General features: G+C 52.1%; 23 protein-coding genes and 1 tRNA gene. 19 read left to right on the plus strand and 5 right to left on the minus strand.

The features are described 5' to 3' along the window. Positions 1–34: 34 nt before the first annotated feature. The gene (locus G3M78_10485) at positions 35–682 is read left to right on the plus strand and encodes a ribulose-phosphate 3-epimerase (protein QPJ65793.1); all 648 of its coding nucleotides are present in this window, start codon (positions 35–37) and stop codon (positions 680–682) included. A 28-nt stretch (positions 683–710) separates the two neighbouring features. Then, entirely contained in the window at positions 711–1,202 is a 492-nt protein-coding gene (locus G3M78_10490) for a cyclic nucleotide-binding domain-containing protein (GenBank protein ID QPJ65794.1), read from the plus strand. 35 nt (positions 1,203–1,237) lie between these two features. On the opposite strand, the gene G3M78_10495 is transcribed toward G3M78_10490, so the two are convergent. Then, positions 1,238–1,468 carry a hypothetical protein gene (locus tag G3M78_10495; GenBank protein QPJ65795.1) on the minus strand — a complete coding sequence of 77 codons (231 nt, stop codon included), beginning with the start codon at positions 1,466–1,468 and terminating at the stop codon, positions 1,238–1,240. Between the two features lie 128 nt (positions 1,469–1,596). On the opposite strand from G3M78_10495, the gene G3M78_10500 reads away from it, so the two are divergent. After that, on the plus strand, positions 1,597–3,300 hold the full coding sequence (locus G3M78_10500; GenBank protein QPJ65796.1) for a hypothetical protein: 1,704 nt from the start codon (positions 1,597–1,599) through the stop codon (positions 3,298–3,300). Between the two features lie 10 nt (positions 3,301–3,310). On the opposite strand, the gene G3M78_10505 is transcribed toward G3M78_10500, so the two are convergent. Genes G3M78_10505 through G3M78_10515 form a run of 3 tightly spaced genes read right to left on the minus strand, consistent with a single transcriptional unit; the run spans position 3,311 to position 5,711 of the window. Next, a complete protein-coding gene (locus G3M78_10505) occupies positions 3,311–4,312 on the minus strand; it encodes an OmpA family protein (protein QPJ65797.1) in 1,002 nt (333 codons plus the stop codon). Between the two features lie 23 nt (positions 4,313–4,335). Beyond that, a complete protein-coding gene (gene motA / locus G3M78_10510) occupies positions 4,336–5,184 on the minus strand; it encodes a flagellar motor stator protein MotA (protein QPJ65798.1) in 849 nt (282 codons plus the stop codon). Continuing rightward, the gene (locus tag G3M78_10515; GenBank protein QPJ65799.1) at positions 5,184–5,711 is read right to left on the minus strand and encodes a hypothetical protein; all 528 of its coding nucleotides are present in this window, start codon (positions 5,709–5,711) and stop codon (positions 5,184–5,186) included. The genes motA and G3M78_10515 overlap by 1 nt, the downstream gene beginning before the upstream one ends. Before the next feature lie 318 nt (positions 5,712–6,029). On the opposite strand from G3M78_10515, the gene G3M78_10520 reads away from it, so the two are divergent. From G3M78_10520 to G3M78_10565, 10 genes are all read left to right on the plus strand, one after another. Then, positions 6,030–7,007 carry a KpsF/GutQ family sugar-phosphate isomerase gene (locus tag G3M78_10520; GenBank protein ID QPJ65800.1) on the plus strand — a complete coding sequence of 326 codons (978 nt, stop codon included), beginning with the start codon at positions 6,030–6,032 and terminating at the stop codon, positions 7,005–7,007. Between the two features lie 34 nt (positions 7,008–7,041). Beyond that, positions 7,042–9,681 (plus strand): alanine--tRNA ligase, encoded by a 2,640-nt coding sequence (gene alaS / locus G3M78_10525; GenBank protein ID QPJ65801.1) that lies wholly within the window; start codon positions 7,042–7,044, stop codon positions 9,679–9,681. A gap of 416 nt (positions 9,682–10,097) precedes the next feature. After that, positions 10,098–10,433 (plus strand): hypothetical protein, encoded by a 336-nt coding sequence (locus tag G3M78_10530; protein QPJ65802.1) that lies wholly within the window; start codon positions 10,098–10,100, stop codon positions 10,431–10,433. A 79-nt stretch (positions 10,434–10,512) separates the two neighbouring features. Next, a tRNA-Arg gene (locus G3M78_10535) sits at positions 10,513–10,586 on the plus strand. A 364-nt stretch (positions 10,587–10,950) separates the two neighbouring features. Then, positions 10,951–12,075 (plus strand): efflux RND transporter periplasmic adaptor subunit, encoded by a 1,125-nt coding sequence (locus tag G3M78_10540; protein ID QPJ65803.1) that lies wholly within the window; start codon positions 10,951–10,953, stop codon positions 12,073–12,075. After that, positions 12,075–15,200, plus strand: coding sequence for an efflux RND transporter permease subunit (locus G3M78_10545; protein ID QPJ65804.1), 3,126 nt, complete (start codon positions 12,075–12,077; stop codon positions 15,198–15,200). The genes G3M78_10540 and G3M78_10545 overlap by 1 nt, the downstream gene beginning before the upstream one ends. Then, on the plus strand, positions 15,197–16,612 hold the full coding sequence (locus tag G3M78_10550; GenBank protein QPJ65805.1) for an efflux transporter outer membrane subunit: 1,416 nt from the start codon (positions 15,197–15,199) through the stop codon (positions 16,610–16,612). The genes G3M78_10545 and G3M78_10550 overlap by 4 nt, the downstream gene beginning before the upstream one ends. Before the next feature lie 200 nt (positions 16,613–16,812). Beyond that, positions 16,813–17,208 (plus strand): CBS domain-containing protein, encoded by a 396-nt coding sequence (locus G3M78_10555; GenBank protein ID QPJ65806.1) that lies wholly within the window; start codon positions 16,813–16,815, stop codon positions 17,206–17,208. Positions 17,209–17,363: 155 nt separating this feature from the next. Continuing rightward, complete coding sequence (locus G3M78_10560; GenBank protein QPJ65807.1) at positions 17,364–17,834, plus strand: cyclic nucleotide-binding domain-containing protein; 471 nt, start codon at positions 17,364–17,366, stop codon at positions 17,832–17,834. A 39-nt stretch (positions 17,835–17,873) separates the two neighbouring features. Next, on the plus strand, positions 17,874–18,341 hold the full coding sequence (locus G3M78_10565; GenBank protein QPJ65808.1) for a cyclic nucleotide-binding domain-containing protein: 468 nt from the start codon (positions 17,874–17,876) through the stop codon (positions 18,339–18,341). A gap of 23 nt (positions 18,342–18,364) precedes the next feature. Here G3M78_10565 and G3M78_10570 read toward each other — a convergent pair whose 3' ends face one another. Then, positions 18,365–18,502: a hypothetical protein gene (locus G3M78_10570; protein QPJ65809.1), complete on the minus strand. Its 138-nt coding sequence runs from the start codon at positions 18,500–18,502 to the stop codon at positions 18,365–18,367. A gap of 142 nt (positions 18,503–18,644) precedes the next feature. On the opposite strand from G3M78_10570, the gene G3M78_10575 reads away from it, so the two are divergent. From G3M78_10575 to G3M78_10600, 6 genes are all read left to right on the plus strand, one after another. Beyond that, entirely contained in the window at positions 18,645–18,917 is a 273-nt protein-coding gene (locus G3M78_10575) for a hypothetical protein (protein QPJ65810.1), read from the plus strand. Positions 18,918–19,014: 97 nt separating this feature from the next. Then, positions 19,015–19,239: a hypothetical protein gene (locus tag G3M78_10580; GenBank protein QPJ65811.1), complete on the plus strand. Its 225-nt coding sequence runs from the start codon at positions 19,015–19,017 to the stop codon at positions 19,237–19,239. Positions 19,240–19,647: 408 nt separating this feature from the next. After that, the gene (locus tag G3M78_10585) at positions 19,648–20,397 is read left to right on the plus strand and encodes an FkbM family methyltransferase (protein ID QPJ65812.1); all 750 of its coding nucleotides are present in this window, start codon (positions 19,648–19,650) and stop codon (positions 20,395–20,397) included. Positions 20,398–20,515: 118 nt separating this feature from the next. After that, positions 20,516–21,292: a tRNA pseudouridine(38-40) synthase TruA gene (gene truA, locus G3M78_10590; GenBank protein ID QPJ65813.1), complete on the plus strand. Its 777-nt coding sequence runs from the start codon at positions 20,516–20,518 to the stop codon at positions 21,290–21,292. Positions 21,293–21,430: 138 nt separating this feature from the next. Then, complete coding sequence (gene leuB / locus G3M78_10595; GenBank protein ID QPJ65814.1) at positions 21,431–22,522, plus strand: 3-isopropylmalate dehydrogenase; 1,092 nt, start codon at positions 21,431–21,433, stop codon at positions 22,520–22,522. Then, complete coding sequence (locus G3M78_10600) at positions 22,519–23,529, plus strand: aspartate-semialdehyde dehydrogenase (GenBank protein ID QPJ65815.1); 1,011 nt, start codon at positions 22,519–22,521, stop codon at positions 23,527–23,529. Before leuB ends, G3M78_10600 begins: the two co-directional genes overlap by 4 nt. The last annotated feature ends 84 nt before the right edge of the window (positions 23,530–23,613 follow it).

Here is a 23,613-nt window from a genome sequence, read left to right on the forward strand (position 1 = left end):
TATTCTCTTGCAAATTATTTTTAAGGGTTAAACGATGATTAAAATTGCTCCATCCATTTTATCCGCTGACTTTGCAAGATTGGGGGATGAGATAAAAGCCGTTGAAGATGCCGGCGCAGACTGGATTCATGTTGACGTGATGGACGGACATTTTGTGCCGAATATTACGATTGGGCCGCCGGTCGTGGAAAGTTTGAGAAAAGTGACCCAGCTTCCTCTGGACGTTCATTTGATGATCGAAAATGCGGACGCTTATATCAAGGATTTTGCATCTGCAGGCGCGGATATTTTAACGGTGCACGTCGAGGCTTGCCCGCATTTGCATCGCACGATCCAGCACATTAAAGAACAGGGCGTGCGCGCGGGGGTTGTGCTCAATCCGGCGACGTCGCTGTCCAATCTTGAAGAGGTCTTGCACGACGTGGACATGGTGTTGTTGATGTCGGTCAATCCGGGATTCGGCGGCCAGAGTTATATTCCTTCGATGACGGACAAGATCAGCAATATGCGCGATATCATGAACCAGTACGAGCATGAGTATGATCTGGAAGTGGACGGCGGCGTGAAGCCTTCCAATGTAGCAGAAGTGCTGGAAGCTGGGGCGAACGTCATTGTTGCGGGATCGGCGATCTTCAACAGCAAAAACTACAAAAAAGCCATCAAGGCTTTGCGAGGTTCCTGATTCACAGGGAACGCTTCCCGGGTCCAATATGAAAGAACTCAGCAAGGATGAACTTCTCGGTTTAATTTACAAGATTAATTTCTTCAAGACTTTCACCCCGGAAGAAAAATTCAAACTGGCGGATATCCGAAGCCACCTGGTGTCTTACGTTCCCAACGCTTTCATTCTCATTGAAGGCGACCCGGGTGATGCCCTCTATATATTACTCAAAGGCCAGGTCTATATCACCAAAAGCAACAGTCCGGGCGTGCGGCTTGCCGAGCTGGTTCCCGGCGCGATTTTTGGCGAGGTATCCTTTCTTTCACATCGACCGCGTTTGACCAATGTGCGAGCGGACGCCAAGGTGCTGGCGTTGAGGATTGACCCGGAATTTTTAGAGGTCGTGGGGCCGGAAATTGCCTGGAAAGTTAAGGATCAATTGTTGACGGCGATGGTGGACAAGCTCGATCGAATGAATCTGGTTTTTCAGGAGGCGAAACGACGCATCCCCGGCGACGAATGGTACAAGCGGGTTTTATAAACTGAGGGAGCCTGATTGAAACGGGACGGGAAAAATCAAGCGCCGCCCAGTATAATCGCCAGTTCTTCCAAACCTTCATTTCTTGCCGTTCGCGCTACCGCTTCCCAGGATTCCTGATTTTCGATTGCCTGGCGTGTTGGACTCGAATCTTCAAGATCGAGCTTTAATTCCCCCAAAAGAATTTTCACAGCCGCTTCATATTTACTGCTTTCTTTCAAATCCCTGCCGTTGGACCAAAATCGGGAAATTGGGTCGTCGACCAACATAATAGTAAACCTTTCAATAAGTTATGGCTAAGCTACATTGCTAAAAAACTCGATTATTGTACAATAATTGCAGTATATTTATAAACTAAATATATGACTTTCCTTTATTTTCTCAAGCGTGGGTTGTTTTGACGCCGGGTCGTTTGGCGGTTCAGGTGGGAGCGGCGCTTCTGATTCTGGGCGCTCTGTTTGGAACGGCCTATGTGCAGGGCGTACAGAACGCGTTTCATCCTTTCCTTTTTGCCGACGATGCGCGGCAACAGATCGTTCCTTTTCTAAATATTGAGAGTTCCACCCCTGTCGCCGCATACACGCCCCAGTATTATCAAAAAGTATTCATCCCCGCAGGCGTTCGATTTTTATATGAAACGCTTGCCGGTTTTAGCGATCCTGCATTTGCCAGCGTTGTTGTCAGCTATTTTTTATTTTTCATATTCTGCTCGCTCATGGGCGCGTCTGCCTATCGTCTTTCTGGGACTGGTTTTGCGACTTTGATTCTGGCGCTGTCGAGCGATCTGTTTCTGGAGCGGATGATGGGCGGTTTGCCTCGCTCCTTTGCTTATCCAATCCTTGCGGGAGCCTTGGCGGCGCTGGTTTATGGAAGGGCGGGGTGGCTGGTTGTGTTGACGATTCTGGGTTTCGCGTTCTATCCGGTCGCTGGCGTGGTTTGCGGTTTGACCTATGCCTTGTGGAGTCTTCTCTCTTTGAAAGATGTCGAAAGCGGAATCAGGATTAGAAAAATTCTGAACCGGATAAGGTGGCTGGGCGCTATTTTGTTCGTCTCTCTGGCCATGACCTTTCCTCAATTGATTGCGAGCGGGGATTATGGCTCCCGCATCACGCAGGCGATGTGGAATGAATTTCCCGAAGCAGGGGAGGGCGGACGCTACGGTGCGAACGACCGTCCGCCGTATCCCGGTTTGATTGCAACCTTGCAAGATATGGGCGTTGCGACGCTGGACGGTTCGGGGTACGCTCCCGTTCCCTTTCTCAGCCTCAAGGATAATGAGAGTTATTCTACGATTCTTACTGTCTTCGTCTGGCTGGCGTTTGCGGTGATTGCAGTGGGCGGAGTTTTTGCGCTGGTTCGTAAAACGCATACTAGTTACTTGCGCGGATTGATTCTTCTTCCCGCGTCTCTGCTCGGATACTTTCTGGCGCTTGTTTTCGATCCCTATTTATTTCTGCCTGAACGTTATTTGTTGTATACGATTCCGGTTCTTTTAATCGTTCTGGCGCCCTCTGCGATCGTTCTGTTACTACAAGATCGTATGAGAGATAAATCATTCGTCTTGCATGCGTCGTCGTTCGCGCCGGTGTTCGCTCTATGGCTCGCAGTGGGAGGGACCGGAAATAATATGGCGGGCTTGACGGTTCGCGCAGAAGCCTGGAAACCATTTTATGAAGCGCTCGAAAACTTGCCGAAAGGGAGTCTGATCGCCGGGTGGCCCGGCGGACTGGTCGAGAATGTTCCTTACCTGAGTCGTCGCCCGATTTTAATCAGCTATGAAACGCATCAGGTCTTTCACTCGGAATACGCTCTGGAAATGCGCCGTCGCATGAACGCGCTGATCACAGCCTATTGGGCGCAAAGCGCATCGGCCCTGCGTGAATTAAGGGATGATTATGACGTGGATTATTTGATCGTCGATCTTCAACATTTCTCAAGCAACCCGCCGGGTTATTTCAAACCTTTCGATGCAACTATCGAGGCGGCTTTGACTCGCAATGAAAATCGACCTTTTTATATTGAGCGTCGTTATTCAGAGATGGCGCTTTTTCAAATGGGGACTCAGACGCTTTTGGATTTGCATAAACTCCCGACCGAGTGACGGCCTTCGTTTATTTCCTGACAATGATGCTGATGCGGCGATTCATGGGGTCGAGGAGATTTTGGGGATTGTAGGGCTGAGTGTCCGCATAGCCGACGACTTTTTCGAAATAGGATTTATCCACTCCATTTTTCTCAAACTCCTGGCGCGCCGCAACTGCACGCAAGACAGACAAGTCCCAGTTTTTGGATCGACTCCCGCGAAATGCCGAAGCGTCGGTATGTCCCTCGACAATTAATTTATTGCTGAGTCCTTTGATATTTTCAGAAAGCATGCGCACCATTTGACGTCCCCTCTTATTCAATTCGGTGCTTCCCGGATCGAAAAGGGCCAGATTGTCGCGGTCGAGTATTTGAATCCTCAAGCCATCGCCGACGGGTTCCATGAGGATTTGACCTTTCAGGTGATTGAACTTTTCATTGACGTCGCGACGGATGTTTTCCGCAAGCATGGATATCTTGGCGCGTTGAGCCATTTTCTGAATGTCATTCATTGCGTCCGGCGAAGCGTTGCCCATGAGAGCGTCTTGCGCAGACACGCCGTTTGGGTCCGGCATCGGGTTGCTAGTGGCTGTGGCAAGACTGCCGCCGCTGGCGAGGAATTTTTCCGGGTCGGTAAAGTATTCGGAGAGTCCGCCCTTGGTTTCCGCTGGAACCATGTTGATCAGCCACATCAGTAGAAAGAACGCCATCATCGCGGTGACGAAATCAGCGTATGCGACTTTCCAGGAACCGCCGTGATGCCCGCCGCCATGCCCGCCTTTTTTCTTTTTGATGATGATTTGCTGAATGATTTGCGGTGTCGCTTCTTCCTCTTCCGGTGAACGCCCGCCGAGCGATTTTAAAAAATCAGGAGAAAAAATCCGCCAGGCATGGGCCTTGTGCTGATGGAGCCAGAATTCGAATTGATCTTGCTGAATGCTGTACTGATCGCAAATTTTTTCAATACTGTCCCCCTGATGGTACTGCAGGACGATTTTATTGATCAATTTGGGATCGTTGATGGTGGCCATGAGCGTGTCGCGTTAAACAGCGTTCAGTTTTTTAAGATTTTTTCAGCTTTAAGGAATGTCGGGCGCGCCGGTTCGGGAATCATGATGCGTCCGAACTCGATGCAGATTTGCGGTTGCAGTCCACCGACAAAGCCTACGATGATATAGCGCAGGATATTTAGATATTCTTTTTCCTGATCCGCCATCCATTCCATTTTTTTCGCCAGCGGTCCAACGACTCCATAAGCGCCGAGGATGCCGATAAAGGTTCCGACCAGAGCGGCGCCGATATGATGTCCCAGCACTTCGGGCGGTTCATTGATCTTCTGCATGGTGATGACAACGCCGAGAACCGCCGCGACGATGCCCAGTCCCGGGAGGGAGTCGCCGATATTGGCGACGTTTTTAGAAGAGGCCATCATCTCTTCGTGATAGGCGTCGATTTCGGCTTCCATCAGGCTGTCGAGTTGATGCGCTTCCATTTTGGAAGAGCAGAGCATGCGGAACGAGTCGGTTGTAAGATGTAGAGCGTGTTCGTTCTTCAGGAAATTTTTGTGACGGGCGAAGATGGGGCTCTTTTGCGGTTTGTCGAGATGGGCTTCGAGCGCGACCAGTCCCTGCTTTTTAACCACGCTGAAAACGCTGTTCAAAACCTGCAACAGTTCCATGTAGTCTTTTTCGGTGTAATGCCGCGCCGACAGCATGCCCTTCATACTGTGAAGCACGTTTTTCATCACCTGACCGGAGGAGGTGATGATGAAGACGCCGAAGGCGGCTCCGAAAATAATGACAAATTCAGCCGGTTGCCACAGAATGCCCAAGGCGCCGTGGGCCATCAAATAGCCCCCGACCACGCAACCAAACACCACGCACAGTCCGACAATAACTCCCATTAGATCTTTGCTCCTTCAATGCCGCGTTCCAGATTGAGAATAAATCCCGCCAGTTCATTTTCCATCCATTGATCGAGCCCGACAAAATGAACGGCAATATCGTGCCGACCCTCCTCTTTGGTGAGACAACGAATGACATCACCGTACAATGTGTACACGCACTGCCTTGCCATTGACTGACGTTTGATTTTAATTCTTAACAATGATTCTGCTTCAAACGTTTCCTTCCACTTGAAACCCATGCCGGTTGCGCTGAGAGTGACCGGGGTGGATGTGAATTCTTGTTTGCCTGCTTCCCGCTCGGAAAGCAGTTGAATGATGAGGTCGAGTTTTTTGTTGATGATGTTCAGCGCCGGGTCCATGGCGGGATCATTCGATTGAATGGAAGTCGACTTGAATGAAGCCTGATTGGGCAGACCCATGTCGCTGACGGAGCATTTTGTATTATCCGAAGGGTCGCGAGTTACCAACTCAACCTGGATCGGTATGAGCGACTGCACCCGGTAAAACTGCCTTTGGTTATCCATAGGTCAAAAATCAATCATTCCAAAAAGTTAAGGCCTGCGATCTGGATTTCTGTGAGTCGCTGGTGATATTTAGAGAGCCTAGCATTTTATCTAAAATTGCTAAAAGCTCAAGCGTCGATATGCGATCCGGGTTTCAAAATACACAATTTTAGGGAAATGGGTATCCCGAACGCTTTGAATCGCAATTGCGCCCGGGCAGACAAATAATATGTATGCTATTGATTTTCCACTTTCTCCATATGTTAAGATGGCGTAGAATCACGGGTTTTCGTACTCACGACCTCGCTTTAAATGAAAGCGCTTTAAAATATTCTTTTTATGGATCAGAAGGACACCGAAATCATAGCGGCGGGACAGCGCGTTCTGGATATCGAATCGCGTTCCATTCTGCAAGTCCGGGACCGCCTCGGCGAAGATTTTGCCCATGTGGTGCGCAAAATCGACGCCTCTGAATCGCCTTTGATTGTGACGGGGCTGGGCAAGTCCGGCATCATCGGCTCCAAGATTGCCGCGACCTTTTCGAGCATCGGCATTCCGGCTCTGTTCCTGCACGCCGCCGAGGCCAGTCACGGCGATTTGGGCATCATCGCCAAGCACAGTCTGGTTCTGGCGATCTCGAATAGCGGTGAAACTGAAGAATTGATAAAAATACTGCCGGCGATGGGGCGGCTCAATTGCACGCTGGTGGCGATGACGGGCAACGCAAATTCTACGCTCGCGCAACGCAGTGATTTTCTCCTGAACACTTCTGTGGATGAGGAGGCTTGCGGTAAAGATCTGGTGCCGACTTCCAGCACGACGGCGACTCTGGCGCTGGGCGACGCTCTGGCGATGGCTCTGCTGGCGCTTCGCGGCTTCAAGGAAGAGGATTTTGCAGTCAACCATCCCGGCGGCAGTCTGGGCAAGAAATTATTGATGACGGTGAACGACCTGATGCACGCCGGGTCTGCAGCGCCCATCGTGTCCGAGCAGGCGGATATTTTTGCGGTTTTGAAGGAGATGAGCGCCAAACGCTTCGGCACGACCTTCGTCGTTTCTGAAAACGGCGATTTGAGCGGCGTCATCACCGACGGCGACTTGCGTCGCTTGATCGAAAAGAAACAGGATATTTCCCGGGTTCTGGCGCGCGAGATGATGGGTTCGCGTCCGAAGACGATCCAGCGCGACAATCTGGCGACCAAGGCCGCGTTTTTAATGGAACAACATTCCATCACGGCGCTCGCCGTGACGGAGGATGGAAAAAAAATAGAAGGCATCCTGCATTTGCATGATTTGTTGAAAGCGGGAATCATTTGAATATCATCAAGGATCAATCCTAGAGAAAAGGCATATGACTGGAGACGAGTTAAGACAGGCATTTCTGGACTATTTTAAAGGCAAGGGACATCACTCCGTATCGAGTTGTTCCCTGATTCCCCAGAACGACCCGACCCTGCTGTTCACCAACGCGGGTATGGTCCAGTTCAAAAATATCTTTCTGGGCGAAGAGACCAGCGAGCACTCGCGCGCGGTGTCCTGCCAGAAATGCGTTCGCGCGGGCGGCAAGCACAACGACCTGGAAATGGTCGGCCGCACCGCAAGGCATCACACCTTTTTTGAAATGCTGGGAAATTTTTCCTTCGGCGATTATTTCAAGCGCGACGCCATCGAATACGCCTGGGAGTTTCTCACTCAAAATCTGGGCATCCCGAAAGACCGCCTCTACGCTTCCGTTTTCCGTGAAGACGACGAGGCCTATGAGTTCTGGAAGAACGACATCCATATGCCGACGGAACGGATTTTCCGCATGGACGAGAAGGACAATTTCTGGGCGATGGGCAACACCGGCCCTTGCGGTCCCTGTTCAGAAATTTATATCGACCAGGGCAAAGAACTGGGTTGCGGCAAGCCGGACTGCACTGTGGGTTGCGATTGCGACCGCTACCTTGAAATCTGGAATCTGGTCTTCATGCAATACGACCGCGACGAAGCGGGCAAGCTGAGTCCGCTTCCCAAACCCTGTATCGACACGGGCATGGGGCTGGAGCGTCTGACCGCCGTCATGCAGGGCCGCACCAGCAATTATCATGGCGACCTGCTGATGCGACACATTCAGGAGACGGCGTCGGTCACTCACCAAAATTATCTGAAAAATAAGGAAACCGACGTTTCCATCCGCGTCATCACCGACCACGCCCGCGCCACCGCGTTTTTGATCGGCGACGGCGTGCTCCCTTCCAACGAAGGGCGCGGCTATGTTCTGCGCCGCATCATCCGGCGCGCGCTCCGACACGGAAAATTACTGAATCAGAAAGATCCCTTCTTCTATCGCATCGTCAATCATGTCGTCGAGCAATTCTCCAGCGTCTACCCGGACTTGAAAACGCATTCCGAGTTCATTGAAAAAGTGGCGCTGAATGAGGAGGAGAGCTTTGGCAACACCCTCACTTACGGCACCCAGAAGCTGGAAGAGGTGCTGGCTCGCGTGCGCAAGGATCAGCAGAAAGTCATTCCCGGCGACGAAGTGTTCAAGCTGTACGACACCTTCGGATTCCCCGTCGACCTGGTCGAAGAGACCGCGCGCGATGAAGGGCTGGCTCTGGACATGGAAGGCTTCAACAAGGCCATGCAGGAGCAGAAGGAAAAGGCCTCGGCTTCCTGGAAAGGTTCGGGAGAAAAAGGCGTGTCGCCTGTGCTCATGGATTTCCTCAAGACAAAGCCCGAGGGCGTTGCGTTCACCGGCTACGGCTCGGTGAAAGGCGAGGGGACCGTGATCGCCCTGTACAAGGACCAGACGCTGGTAGAGAGCGCGAAGTTGGGAGACGAAGTCGAAGTGATCGTTGACCAAACGCCGTTTTATGGCGAGTCGGGCGGCCAGGTGGGCGACGCGGGCAGCGCCTACAACGAAAACGTTCTGATGGAAATACAGGACGCCTTGAAACCCCTGCCGAACCTGATCTTGCACAAGGCGAAGATCGAAAACGGATCGCTCAAAACCGGCGACACGCTGACGCTGGAAGTGGACCCGGAGCGGCGCAACAGCACCGCCCTGAATCACTCCGCAACGCATCTCCTGCACGCCGCGCTCAAGGAAACTCTGGGCGATCATATCAAACAGGCGGGGTCGCTGGTCACGCCGGATCGCTTGCGTTTCGACTACACCCATTTCTCCGCGCTCAGCGATAAGGAAAAAGAAAAAATCGAATGGATGGTCAACGACAAGATTCGCGAAAACATCATGGTTGAAACCCGCGAAATGGAAATCGACGAAGCCCTCAAGGAAGGCGCGACCGCCTTGTTCGGCGAGAAATACGGCGAGAGCGTGCGCGTTGTCTCCGTGCCCGGATTCAGCAAGGAATTGTGCGGCGGCACACATGTCGGGTCGACGGGAAGCATCGGCCTGTTCCTCATCACTCACGAAGGTAGCGTGGCCTCCGGCGTTCGCCGCATCGAAGCCGTCACCGGCCCGACCGCCCTCAGATCCGTGCGGCGCGAAATGAACGCCCTGTCTTCCATCCGCTCCGTCCTCAAGGCCCAGCCGGATGAGGAAGTGCAGAAATTGAAGAAGAGCCTCGAAAAAAACAAGGAACTGGAAAAAACCGTGGCTTCGCTCAAAGAGAAACTGGTCAGCGGTAAAAGCTCGGGCATGCTGGAAGGCGTCGAAGTCATCGACGGCGTCAATGCGCTCATCAAAAAGCTGGATGAAGTGGACGCCAAAACCCTGCGCAGTTTCATCGACAACGCCAAGAACCAGATGAAATCCGGCATCGTCGTGGCGGGCACGGCTATGAACGGAAAGGTCCTGCTCGCCGCAGGCGTCACCGCCGATTTAACCAAAGACTATCACGCCGGAAACATCCTCAAGGAGATCGCGGGTATCGTCGGCGGAAGCGGGGGAGGGCGGCCGGATATGGCGCAAGCGGGAGGAACCCAGCCGGAGCATCTGGAGCAAGCCCTCAATCGCGCGCGCGAACTGGTCAAAAAATCCTGAAATTTTCAAGTATGCGCGCGAAGGTGTTATGAAAATTTTGTACTTTTAAGAGCGCTTGCTAACAGGCTAATAAACTCTGAAATTTTCAAGTATGCGCGCGGGTGGGTTCATGAAAATTCTATTCTTTTAAGAGTGCTTAGGAATGGGGCTATACACGCAGAAATTTTTTAAGTGTGCGCGTGAGCAGGTTATGAAAATTTTGTACTTTTAAGAGCGCTTGCTAACAGGTTCATAAACTCTGAAATTTTTCAAGTATGCGCGCGAGTCGGGCAGAGGTAAAATTGATAAGTATGAAAGCGCTTGCGTGCAGTTCTTAAAAATTTTTGAAAAATTTTAAATTTGCATTGCAGAGGTTCGGCAAGTCTATTACTCTTTTTTAATCCCAATTTTGTAAATATCACATCAAGGACGCGACAATGAATTCGAAGAAGAAAAAAGAACTCGAAGATAAATGGAAAGCCCTCGTGGTGAAGGCTGTGACGGATGAAGATTATAAACGCGAACTGGTGGATCAACCCGTTGAGAAAATGAACGCCGAAGGCATCCCGCTTCCCGAAGGCGTCGACGTGAAGGTGACGGGCAAGGGGCCGGACAAACGCTTTTCTCTGGTCGCCCAGACGAAAGCCAGCGATGAAGTGAAAGAAGAAATCAAGTGGTGGACCCTGCGCCTGGAAATGACCCGCGAGTTCGGTCAGGAACACAGGAAAGTGGGCATAGACGCCGCCGCGCCGGGAGAAGGCGAAGACGTATAGAGTGTCGCACGGTTTCAATCCCTGTCCCGCTCTTACAAGAGAAACGGGAGGAATGGCAGTATAAGATAAAGAAAAATATGCGCCCGTAGCTCAGCTGGATAGAGTGGCGGTTTCCGGTACCGTAGGTCGGAGGTTCGAATCCTCTCGGGCGCGCTCCTACACGGAGGGTGGCAGGGCCGGCGCCAGCAAATAAATCTGATTCGGCTAGCCAGCCTTGCTTCTGGAATTATCTATTCCGGAGCGACATTTCAAACAAGCGTTCAAGCCTTTTGGCTTGAACGCTTGTTTGCTTTCATACCTTTTCGGATAAAAATCCTCTCTTTATCAGAATAGCCCCCTTATTGATAAAGCATTCAAGTTATTAACTTTTTGCTGGTTTGGGGCTTCAGATTTCGTTAAAGTATTTGCATACATTTACATTTTATTCTCTCCGATATACCGGAGCCAATGGATTGGCTCGGGCGAATTTTGCAAAGGGATTTGAGCCATTTTTAGAAAATTCATTCTTTTCATTTTATTGTTAGTTGCGCTTGGCGTGTTGTTTTGGGAAAACGGCGGAAGTCGTCTGATCGATCCGGGAAAATTTTCCGTGAAAGGGACGATCGCTTATCTGGAACAACTCGGTTCTTTTCTGAAGAAGGAAGACTCCGCGAATGGATCTTCGCGAAGAGGGCGCGGTTCGGGTTCTGCGGTGAAGGTTCTCGTTCAACCGATTGTGATGTCTTCCAACGACCGGGTGTTTGAGGCGGTGGGCACGGGTCGGGCGCGCTTGTCGGTGCAAGTATTCCCCGCCGTGTCGGAAGAGGTGGTGGAAGTATTGTTCAAGGCCCAGGACAAGGTGGCGAAGGGCGACATTCTGGTGCGACTGGATGACCGCGAGGAAAGGCTGGCGGTTCAGAAGGCGGAAATCGAATTGAAGAATCTGCACAGTCTGCTGGGTCGTTACGAGAAGGCGGTGAAGGAGGGAGCGGTTCCTGAAAGCGAAGTGGATTCGGCGCGCGCCGATTTCGAAGCGGCGCAGGTGACTCTGGACGAGGCGCGGCTGGCGGTGGAGGAGCGTCTGGTGAGGGCGCCTTTCGACGGCGTGCTCGGGATTCCCAACATCGACCCCGGCGACCGTGTCAGCCCCAGCGCTTCGATTGCGACTCTGGACGACCGAAAAATTTTACATGTTGATTTTGAAGTGCCCGAAGCGCTGGCGGGTTCGCTGATGAAGGCGCAGGAGGAGAAGCGCAGGATCGCGGCGACGACTCCGGCTTATCCGGGGCGCATGTTCACGGCCAATATCTCGGCTCAGCAGAGCCGACTGGATTCCGGTCGGCGCACCTTGACGGCGCGGGCCAGCATTAAGAATGACGACGATACTTTACTTCCCGGCATGTCCTTTACGGTACGCTGGGAGGTTCTCGATAAAGAGTATCTCACTGTCCCTGAAATTTCCCTGCAATGGGGGCGCGAGGGTTCCTTCCTCTGGATCGTTCGAGAGAAAAAAGCGGAGAAAATTTATGCGCGGGTGATTGCGCGCCGAGCAGGCCAGGTCCTTCTGGAAGGGAAGATTGCAGAAGGGGAGAATGTCGTGGTCGAAGGGATTCAACGCCTGCGTCCCGGCACAGAAGTTGAAATTCTCGGAGCGGAAAACTAATGCATGGCATGGGTAATAGCCTGACCGCCCTGGGCGTGCGAAGGCCGGTGCTGATCGCCGTCGTCAATCTGCTCATCATGCTGGCGGGTCTGGGAAGCATCATGGGCGTCGACGTGCGCGAGCTTCCCGACGTGGACCGGCCCATCGTCAGCGTGCGCGCGATTTATGAAGGCGCGTCGCCGGAGACGATGGATACCGAAGTCACCAGTATTCTCGAAGGCGCGGTGGCGCGTGTTTCCGGCGTCAAGAGCATCGAGTCTTCCAGCGAAGAAAACAACATGCGCATGCGCGCCGAGTTCGATCCCGGTTACGACCTGAACGATGCGGCGAGCGATGTGCGCGAAGCGGTCAATCGCGTGCAACGGGAACTGCCGGACGACATCGAACAACTCGTTGTGCTCAAGGCGGACGACGACGCAGACCCCATCGTACAAATTTCCGCTTACAGCAATACCCTTTCCAAACAGGGGCTGGCGAATCGCATTGAAAAGGACGTGGCGCCGGAACTGCTGTCCATTCCCGGCGTGGCCGACGTGCGACTGGACGGCGACCAGCCGCAGGTCATGCGCGTTCTGCTCGATCCTGCCCGTCTTGCCGGATACCATTTGTCGGCTTCGGATGTGGTCGCGATTCTGCGCGAAGCCAGCTTCGACGTTCCGGCGGGCAGTTACGAGTCCGAAGATCAGGAATTGATCGTGCGCGCTTACGCTTCGGTCGTCGACCCCGATAAAATCAAACGTCTGCATATCAAAGACAATATTCGTATCGAAGACATTGGCGATGTGTTTTTTGCGCCGATGGAGGCGGAGTCCTATTCCCTGCTCAACGGTCGCCTGGTGATCGGCATGGGGGTGGTGCGTCAGGCGGGGTCGAACACCATCGAGATTTCCAGCGAAGTCGCCAAGCGCATTGAAAAAATCAATCAACGTTCGCGCGATTTCACTCTGGTCATCACCTCCGACGACGCGATCTATATCCGCGGCGCCTTGAAAGAGGTCATGCTCACGCTGGGCTTTTCCATCGTTATCGTTCTGATCGTCATCGCTGTTTTTCTGGGCCAGTGGCGCGCGGTTTTGATTCCCGCCGTGACCATGCCGATTTCATTGATCGGCACCATTGCGGCGATCTGGCTGTTTGGCTTTTCCATCAATTTGCTGACGCTCCTCGCGCTGGTGCTGGCGACGGGTTTGATCGTCGACGACGCGATCGTCGTGCTGGAAAATATTCAGCGGCGGCGCTCCGAAGGGCTGGGGGGCATGGCGGCGGCGGTGCTGGGCACGCGCCAGGTGTTCTTCGCGGTGATCGCGACCACGGTCACGCTGGTGTCCGTCTTTGTTCCCATTGCGTTCCTGCCCGGCGAGACCGGGCGCATGTTCCGCGAGTTCGGGCTGGTGCTGGCGATTGCCGTTATCATCAGTTCCTTTGTTGCGGTGACCCTGTGTCCGATGATGGCGTCGCGTTTGCCGGAGATGTCGCGCAGAAATTTTCTCAAGGCCGCATTCACTAATTCGATGAACGCAATCGGGCGGGTACTCAGCCGTATTTATCTGACAACCCTGAGCGGCTTGCTGTCCTGGTCTTTCCTTGCGGTTCCCATCGCCCTGTCGATCGTCGGCGTCGGCGTTCTTGGTTTTCTGCAATTGAATCATGAACTCCTGCCGCGCGAAGATCGCGGCACGCTCCGCGTTTTGCTGACCGGACCGGACGGCGCTTCGCTGGCCTACTCCGATCGCCAGTCGCGAAAAGTAGAGGCGGTCCTGCGCTCCTATCAGGAAGAGGGCATTGTTCTGGACATTTATACGATTGTCGGGCGCTGGGACAAGAATCGCACCTACACGATGGCGACATTGAAGAACTGGGAAGATCGCAACATCAGCCAGATGGAACTCGCCAAGGACATCAACAAGGCGCTTTCCGATTTGCCGGGCGCTCAGGTTCGCATCTTTCAGGACAACAGTCTCAATATTCGCGGCGCCGGTTCCGGTCTGGAGATCGCTCTGGTGGGCAACGATTATCAGGAATTGTCGAAAGCCGCCGATATGTTTTCCGAAGCTCTGCTCAAGAAGATTCCTGAAATCGAGGACGTGCGAATTCAGTTCGACACCTCCCAGCCGGAGTTGTCGTTCAATATTGACCGGGAAAAAGCGCGCGACCTCGACGTGCCGATGGAGCGCATCTCTGAAACGCTCAAGGTGATGGTTGATAAATTCGAACTGATCGACCTGAGCATCGCCGATCAGGCCGTTCCGATCATGGTCGGTTCTTCGCTCGGGGCGATCAACGACCCGGGCGACCTGCTGAATATTTTTGTCACCAACACGCGCGACGAACTGGTACCCCTGAGCGCGATGATCGAGGTTCACGAGAAGGGCGTGGCGGCGGAGCTGGATCGACACGCTCAACGCCGCGCGATTGAACTGGACCTGGGAATCCCGCCGGGCACGGCGCTGAGCAAAACGCTGGCGCAGGTGCAGGCTCTGGCTCATGAATTGTTGCCTGCGAATGTGAATATCCTCTTGCTTGGAGAAGCGGCGACGCTGGAGGAAACGTCTTACGAAGTGGCGGTGACTTTTCTGATCGCCCTCGCCGTGGTTCTGCTGGTGCTGGCGGCGCAGTTCGAAAGTTTTGGCAGCGCCCTGATCGTTATCTTCACCGTTCCCTTCGGTCTGGCCGCCGCCATCTTTGCGCTGTTGCAGACCGGACAGTCGATCAATCTTTATAGTCAGATCGGATTGGTGATGCTGGTGGGTCTGATGACGAAGAACGCGATTTTGCTCATCGAATTCATGGACCAGATGCGCGATGAAGGAATGAACGTTCGCGACGCGATCATGGAAGGGGCGCGGGTACGCCTGCGTCCGGTGACCATGACGGTGCTGTCCACGGTGCTTGGAAGCCTGCCGCTCATTCTCAGCGAGGGACCCGGCGCGGAAGCCCGACAGGCGATCGGCTGGGTGGTGTTCGGCGGACTCGGATTCTCCGCGCTGTTCACGCTCTATCTGGCCCCGGTTGGTTATTATTGGATCGCGCCTTTCATCAAACCCAGGTCGCATGCAGGACAGGAACTGGACGCGCAATTGCGCAAAGCGGAATCGAAAGGCGTCGCGCTGGAGGAAGCGTTATGAGAATAGGGCGACTGTTAGCGCTTTTCATCGGACTGCCCTTTCTGGGCGCCTGCGTCGTGGGGCCGGATTACAAGGCGCCTGATATGGACGCGCCTGCGGAATTCGTCTCTCAGGAATTGTTGAAATCCCTTAATGAGGGAAAGACGGACGCGGATTTTTCCGCTCAATGGTGGATGGGATTCACCGACCCGATTCTGGATCAACTCGTAACGGCGGGGCTGGACAATAATTTTCAACTGGTCGCGGCGCGGGCTCGGGTCAAGGAAGCCAGCGCGCGTCTGGCGCTTGCAGGCGCAGGCGATGAATTGCAGACAGAGGCGGGGTTGGATCAGGGTCTGGAAGCGGAGCGTAATTTGAATGATGCGGATACCACGAAAACCGCCAGCGTGTCCGGCGGTCTCTCCGTCGCATTGCCGCTGGATGTTTTTGGGCGAACCGCGAGAGAAGTGGAAGCGGCGCTCGCGGGACTGCAAGCGGCGAAGGCGGAATTGCGCGGTCGCGTTCTTGGCATCAGTTCGGAGATCACGCGGGAGTATCTGCGTTTACGCGGATCGCAACGCCAGCTTGTACTGCTGGTAGAGTCGGTCCACTTGCAGGAAAAAACGCTCTCAATCGTCAAAAGCCGTTACGAAGCTGGCTTGTCTCCGGAGCTCGATATGCGCCGCGCCGAAACATCCGTCGAAAATTTACGCGCGGGCATTCCTCCTTTGAAAGAAGCGCTGACCAATGCGCGCAATCGCCTGGCCAGCCTGACCGGTCAGTATCCCGGAGTTTATGAAACGCTACTGCATGAGCATCAAGAAATTCCCGTCTACAAGGGAAAGTTTCCCGAACTGGTTCCCCTGGCGGTGTTGACTCAGCGTCCCGATATTCGCCAGACTGAAGAGGAATTGAAGCGTGCGGTCGCACGGATTGGCCTTGCAGAAGCGGAATATTACCCCACCTTTCGCCTGATCGGCGCGATCAATATTGGCGCCACCGGCGTCACAGGCGCTCCGGCCCTGAACGTTCTGACCGCTTCTCTTGGAGCCTTGATCGATCAGGTGGTGACCGACGGCGGCGCGCGCAAGGCCAATGTCGAGATCGCCCAGTCGCAAGCCGAAGAAGCCTTGGCCTTGTATCGCGATACCTTGCTTTCAGCGAGCGAGGAAGTGGAAATTTCATTAGCCGCCATCAAGTCGTCGCTCGACCGCCAGAGCTCATTGCAAAAGGCCGTGAAGTCCAGCGAGATCAGTTTCTATCAGGCGGAGACCTTGTATCAGCAGGGACTCATCAGCTTTCTCGACGTGGTCGACGCGCAACGCGTGCTTGCGAACGGCGAGCAACAACTGGCCTCTGAACGTACCAACTACGCGACGGAAATCGCGACCCTGTTCCGCGTGCTGGGAACGGAGATCAAGGCAGGAACTTGATGTGTTACCGCGTTTTCAGCAAGACATGAAGCTAGTTTGAAGCGGAACCGTTCTCAGTAAAATTATGAGTTTCCGAATTCTGTTGAATGTAAAATTTTTTCCCTCAAGGATGATAAAGATAGTAAATTCTTTCTATTGATTTAAAAGGAAACTTGATGTAGCATTGTCCTAAACCCATTGTTTATTTGGAGGGTATTCGTTTGGACAAGATCAAAACTTATATGAACAAGAATGTGGTCAGCGTCGATCACACGGCGACGGTGATGGAAACCGTGCAGTTGATGGCTGAGCGGAATATAGGTTCCGCTGTGGTGATGAAAAATGGCGCTCTGGTCGGAATTTTTACTGAGACGGATTTGTTGAAGAAAATTGTCGCTGTTGAAGCGCATCCTGAGCGTATCGGCGTCGAGCGGGTGATGTCGGAAAAGATTTATACTGAAGATCTAAACGCTTCCATGGCGGCGGCTTTGGTGAAAATGGAGCAACACGACATTCGTCATTTGGTCATACTTGATGGTAAGGATTTGATCGGGATGTTGTCGATCCGTGATTTAGTGCGTTACATCGTTGGGAAGTTTTCTCTAAAGAAGGAATGATTTCTCTCACCCTGATTTCCTGAATTTGCTGGAACCCTCTCCTGATTTTCCCGCCTTTTTTAGAAACTTTTTTCAGATCACCCGTATTTTCTGCAGGTTTGATATATAATCAATTTCAGAAATTGATTTGAATTCAACTCCCGATCGAATCCTTTATGTCTGGCACAGAAATATTGAAGTGGATGGATGAGTCGAGTTTTTTCGACGCCTTCACAATCGACGAAAAGGTTCAGCTTCTTGAGCATTCTTTGGAGTTTTTCCGCTACAGGAAAGGCGACAAGGTCATTAAAAAGGGTCATGCGGACCAGTCTGTCTACCTGATTTTAAGGGGAAGCGTTAATGTTGAGAGTTTCCAGAATCGTCGGGATTTCGTGATCGCTACCCTGAAGGAAGGCAGTTTGTTTGGCGAGTTGTCTTTATTGCGCGAGGGAACGCGGCTGTTCAATGTGATCGCCAGGGATTCTGTTGTCGTCATGAAAGTGGATGTGAAGCGCTATGAAGCGATGCCGCATAACCTTCAACTTAAATTCAACGACAAGTTTCTTGAAATCATGCTGGAGCGGTTCGAAGAGATGAACGAGACCTATGCAGAGTTATTGGACTCACGGAGAAAAGAAGAGGGCTAGCCATTGTGTTGGATCGAAAATTGAAATTAGAGGATTGATATGGAGCCTGGAGTTCGCGCTCATTTAATGAGTCGTCATCCTTTTTTTACCGGCTTCAACCGAATGGAGCTGGAGGAAATGTCTCTGGAAGATGAGTTGTTCCGCATCTATGAGCGTAGGGCAAAAATCATCCAGGAGGGAGAAGAGGAGCAGGCCCTGTACATCATTTTGAGCGGGCATGTGTCCGTTTTCAAGGCGACTCCGGAAGGCGGCTCCGCTCATATCGTGGAGTTCAGATCGGGAGGGATTTTTGGGGAGTTTTCTTTACTAAGAAATGGCAAGCGAACCTCCAGCGTGGTCGCTATAGAGTCGACGCATGTCTGCCGTTTGACGCCGGATCGCATCAATGCCTTCGGCCCCAAACTGGAAATTAAAGCGAGAAATCAGGTGTTGAAGCTGGTCGTCAGGCGCTACGAAAACCTGTGTCAGAAATACATCGATGTGCTGTGTCAGGCAGGCCCTGTTTAAAGAGCGTTGTGGAGAGTTGTGGCTCAGGGGAGTATGTATTCCATGTAGACCATCCATCCGATCATGGAGAGGATGAGGATGGTATAACCGGTATGCACCAGAACGGTGAAAACAAGATTTTCCTTCCTTCGCTCCGGTGGTTTTTTATCAGAGGATTTCAATCGATTTTCCTTCCAATTTCAGGCTGAAATGATACTGAATCATAAGCGGTATGATTTTGTTTGTAAAGAAATGTCGGGAAAATTGATTAACATGGATGGTAGTTGTGTTATAATTGTGGATGAACTAAGACGGTGAATATCAATGGAAAACCCTCTGTCTGTGGACAATTCATCCAGCCTGGGCAGTTTTCAAGGTGCGAAGAGAGATGATCGGGTAACAGAGATCAGTCGTCTCAGCCAGGAGCCATTTCAAACCAAGGAACTGCAGGAAAGCCGTGCGAAAGAATTTGGCGCGTCGCGCAGTCCTTTAGGCTTGATCAGCGTCGGCGGCAGTCAGGTGAACAGCGCGTCGTCTACGATTATCAGGGTCCCCCCGGAAATCGGGAAAGGAAGTATCACCGACTCGATAGCCTGATTTGCCTGGCATGCTGGCAAAGGAATTTTCTGGTATGGATTAATTGTTCAAAAGTATTGCGAAATCGTGATCGAGGCCTATATTAAGTTTAGAACTAATGAAAATCCTGTTCACTATTGAAGGGAAAGGCCATGAATCCACCTTACAATTTAGCTTTGAACTGAATCTAACTAGTTCGCACATAAGTGTGGACGTCTTGAGCCACTGGCCAAGCCAAATAAGAGAAAAAGCGCGTTGCGTTTCGCAACGCGCTTTTTTTGTTGCTAATTCTGGTGCATGGCCTTTAACTGAAATTAAAGATATACGTTTTTATTTGATGTAAACAGTTCAATTCCTCCAATAAGTTTCTGGAGGGTTTAGTAACTAATCAATTCTTTTTATGAAGGTGGACCGTGACTCCGGATAAAATCAACAAAATTTTTCGCAGTTGTTTTATTGTTATCTCTGTTTTTATAGTTGCCTGGGTGGGATATTTCCTGATGTTGTAGTTTTTAGCATTGTATTTCCTTCTTTGACCCATGACGGATTTTGTGATTTTCTTTCACCCGCCAAATAATATTATGGGTCATGCATCGCTTCCGAATATTTATTTTCAAAAATACCTTATGCAGTCGTTGAGTCATATCACTCTCGAAGGTTTTCTCAGGCTAGCGCCGTCTGCTTGACTTTCTTGGTTTTTTACGGGTTGTGAGTTATAACAGTCCATTATTTGCCGACAGGAAAATCATGCATGTGTCATCACTCTCCAGCTAATTTTGCGGCGGCGTTATTTCAAAAGCCGTTTTACGTTGCCTTCATCAATATTTTTCGATTCTTTGATAACCCGCTGGGAATTCTTCGACGTTATGTTTTGGGCAAGGGCAAGTACCCTGCTGTCTGCTCCGTCAGGACCCCTGTAGGGCGGCAGGAAATCACTTTGTATGATTTCGCCGATATGATCACTGCGGTCGAATGTTTTGGCAAGCTCGACTACAAGGCGCCTGCCGACATATCCTGCGTGGTTGATTTCGGTTCTAATATTGGCATCAGCGCCCTTTATTTTTTGACTCGAAACCGCAATGTGCGAGTTTATTTGTATGAGCCGCTCCCGCAAAATATTGAACGTTTGAAAAAAAATCTTCAGGGTTATGAGGATCGTTATGAGCTGCACCCGGTCGCGGTGGGTCTGGAAGCCGCGCGAGCGACCTTTGGTTTTGAAAGCACGGGTCGTTATGGCGGTCTCAACAAGGAAAATCTTCCAAACAGTTTCGACGTCGAGGTGCGGGATTCTTCAGAAATACTCGACGGTGTTTTGCTCAAGCATCCGCGTGTGAATATTTTGAAAATCGACGTGGAAGGACTTGAAGATGCCTTGTTGGAACGACTGACGCCTGAACAATTGTCACGCATTGATAGCATTTGCGCCGAGACGGATGCGGGGCCAGCGATTGACGGTTTTCGGCAGACTCGGTATGGCGCAATCGCCCGCTATTCAAAATAAATTTCACCTTGAATTCCCGCCCTGATTTTCTCTTGAAATTGCATCCCGTTTGCCCAAAGATTCGAATGATCCCAAACCATCAATCTCCAGCATGAACGACTCCCGGAATGAAAGCCAGATGCGACGCATTAAACTGACCCTGGAGTATCAGGGAACGAATTATTGCGGCTGGCAGCAACAGGATAACGGCATATCCATACAAGCCGTCATTCAGGACGTGCTGAAAGTCCTGTTCAAAAAGAAGACGACGCTTTATGGATCGGGGCGCACCGACGCCGATGTGCACGCCGAGATTCAGGTGGCGCATTTCAACGCCGAAACGCGCATGACCTGCTTTCAACTGATGAAGGGATTGAACAGTTTGTTGCCGCGCGATATCGTTGTGCGCGCCGTTGAAGACGTCACGACGGATTTTCACGCGCAATTTTCCGCCATTGGAAAATTGTACCGATACACGATTCTGAACCGTCAGTTCCCGACGGCGCTCAATCAACCTTTTTGCTGGTACATCCATCACGATCTGGATGTTGAAGCGATGCGCAAGGCCGCGCGTTTGCTGGAAGGCGAGAAGGATTTCACCTCGTTTCGCGGAGCCAATTGCAGCGCCCGCCATGCGGTCCGGCGCATAGACCGTATCGTGATCAACCGGGAGGGCGATTACATCCAGAGCTATTTTATCGGTTCCGGTTTTTTGAAGCACATGGTCCGTATTCTGATGGGCACGCTGGTCGACGTGGGAAGAGGGCTGAGGACGCCTGAATCGATCGAAGAGATTTTGCAGGCTAAAAACCGGCGCAAGGCGGGACCCACTGCTCCGGCGATGGGTTTGTGTCTGGTTCAGCCTTTTTACGATCAAGAGGAAATGTGCAAGCGTATTGAAGAATTTCAAGATTGAATGCCTGTCGATGTGTTGGATGCATGCCTTTAGGCTTGCGCCGCGCGGGGCCATTAGGTAAAGTGGAAGTTTTCAAACGAATGCGTAATGCATGCCCGCCGGGCAGTTAAAGTTCAATCCATTGAGGTCGAGTCTTAAATGAAAAACGATTATAAAATTACAATTTTGCCCGGTGACGGCATTGGGCCCGAAGTGGTGGGCGAGGCTAAAAAGATTTTGCAGGTTCTGGAGTCCAGGCTTGGGCTTCAATTGACGCTGAAAGAAGTTCCCGTGGGCGGCGCTGGATACGAGGCCTCCGGTCACCCTTTGCCAGATGAAACGCTTGCCGCCGCAAAAGATGCGGACGCCGTTTTACTTGGAGCGGTTGGCGGCCCGAAATGGGAGAGCATTGATTTTTCGCTGAGGCCGGAGCGGGCTTTGCTGGGCTTGCGCAAGGAGCTGAACCTGTTCGCTAATTTGCGCCCGGCGCGCACCTTCAAGGCGCTGGTCGATGCCTCGACCCTGAAACGCGAAGTGGTCGAAGGGCTGGACCTGATGGTGGTGCGGGAGTTGACCGGCGGCATTTATTTCGGCGAACCGCGCGGCGTCGAAACCTTGCCCGATGGCAGTCGCAAAGGATTCAACACGCTGGTTTATACCGAAGCGGAAATCGACCGGATCGTGCGTATCGCTTTTCAGACGGCGCAGAAACGCAACGGCAAGGTCATGTCGGTGGACAAGGCCAATGTGCTGGAAGCGACGGGACTGTGGCGCGAAGTGGCGCAAACGGTTCACAAGGATTTCCCAGACGTTTCGCTCGATCATATGTATGTGGACAACTGCGCCATGCAACTGGTCCGCGCGCCAAAACAATTTGACGTGATCGTGACAACGAATATGTTCGGCGATATCCTGAGCGATGAAGCGTCCATGCTCACCGGTTCGATCGGCATGTTGCCCTCGGCGAGTCTGGGCGGTAAAACCGGAATGTACGAGCCGATTCATGGAAGCGCGCCGGACATTGCCGGCAAGGGCTGGGCGAATCCGTTGGCGACAATCTTATCCGTCGGCATGATGTTCAAACATTCCTTCGACCGCGAAGAACCTAATTTGCAGATCGAGCAGGCGGTAGAAACCGTATTGTCGCAGGGCTACCGAACTAAAGATATTATGTCGAAAGGCATGAAAGAAGTGGGAACCGAAGAGATGGGCGATTGCGTGGCCAGCGAATTGGAGAAACTGTTGTCATGAAGGATAAAAAAGCGGTCAATGTTGCGGTCGCTGGAGCCACCGGCGCCGTAGGGCGACGCATCATATCCATTCTGGAAGAACGAAATTTTCCCGTGTCGCGCCTCGTATTGCTGGCGTCGGCGCGCTCGGCAGGTCAGAAACTCCCTTTCCGCGGTCAGGACGTGGAAGTCATGGAATTGACCCATGATTCGTTCGAGGGCATGGACGTTGCGCTGTTTTCCGCTGGCGCGTCGGTGAGCAAAGAGTTTGCCCCGTCTGCGGTGAAGGCGGGTTGCGTGGTGATCGACAATAGCAGCGCTTACCGAATGGATAAAGAGATTCCGCTGGTGGTGCCGGAGGTCAATCCGGGAGACATCAAGTCCGGGCCGGGCATCATCGCCAATCCCAATTGTTCGACCATTCAGATGGTGGTGGCCTTGAAGCCGATCCACGACGCTTTCAAAATTCGTCGCATTGTCGTTTCAACCTATCAGGCAGTGTCCGGTTCAGGACAGAAAGCCATTGACGAGCTGAACAGTCAGAGTCGTCAGAAGCTGGCGGGAGAGACGGCGCAGATCAAGGTGTATCCGCATCAGATCGCATTCAATTGTCTGCCACATATCGACGTGTTTCTGGAAAATGGCTACACGAAGGAAGAGATGAAGATGGTGAACGAAACGCGCAAGATTCTTGGCGACGATTCCATCGCGGTGAGCCCGACCACGGTGCGCGTATCGACCTTTCATTGTCACTCGGAATCGATCAATATCGAAAGCGAGAAGCCCATGAAAGCCGCCGACGTGAAGCGTATTCTTGAAAATGCCCCGGGCGTGCAGTTGGTGGACGATCCTTCGCAAAACCAGTATCCGCTGGCGATTGACGCTGAAGGCAAGGACCCCGTGTTTGTCGGCAGAATCCGCGACGACCTTTCGAGAGACAACACCGTGAACCTGTGGGTGGTTGCGGATAACTTGAGAAAGGGCGCGGCGCTGAACGCTGTGCAGATCGCCGAAGTCCTGATCCGATGATTGCAAATTGAAGAGAATGTCGTTTGACTCAAGAGCTATTTTATTAATAAAATCATACAGTTCTTGACAGATCAGCGCTTCTAA

It is taken from the genome of Candidatus Nitrohelix vancouverensis, from assembly GCA_015698305.1.
Taxonomy (GTDB): domain Bacteria; phylum Nitrospinota; class Nitrospinia; order Nitrospinales; family VA-1; genus Nitrohelix; species Nitrohelix vancouverensis.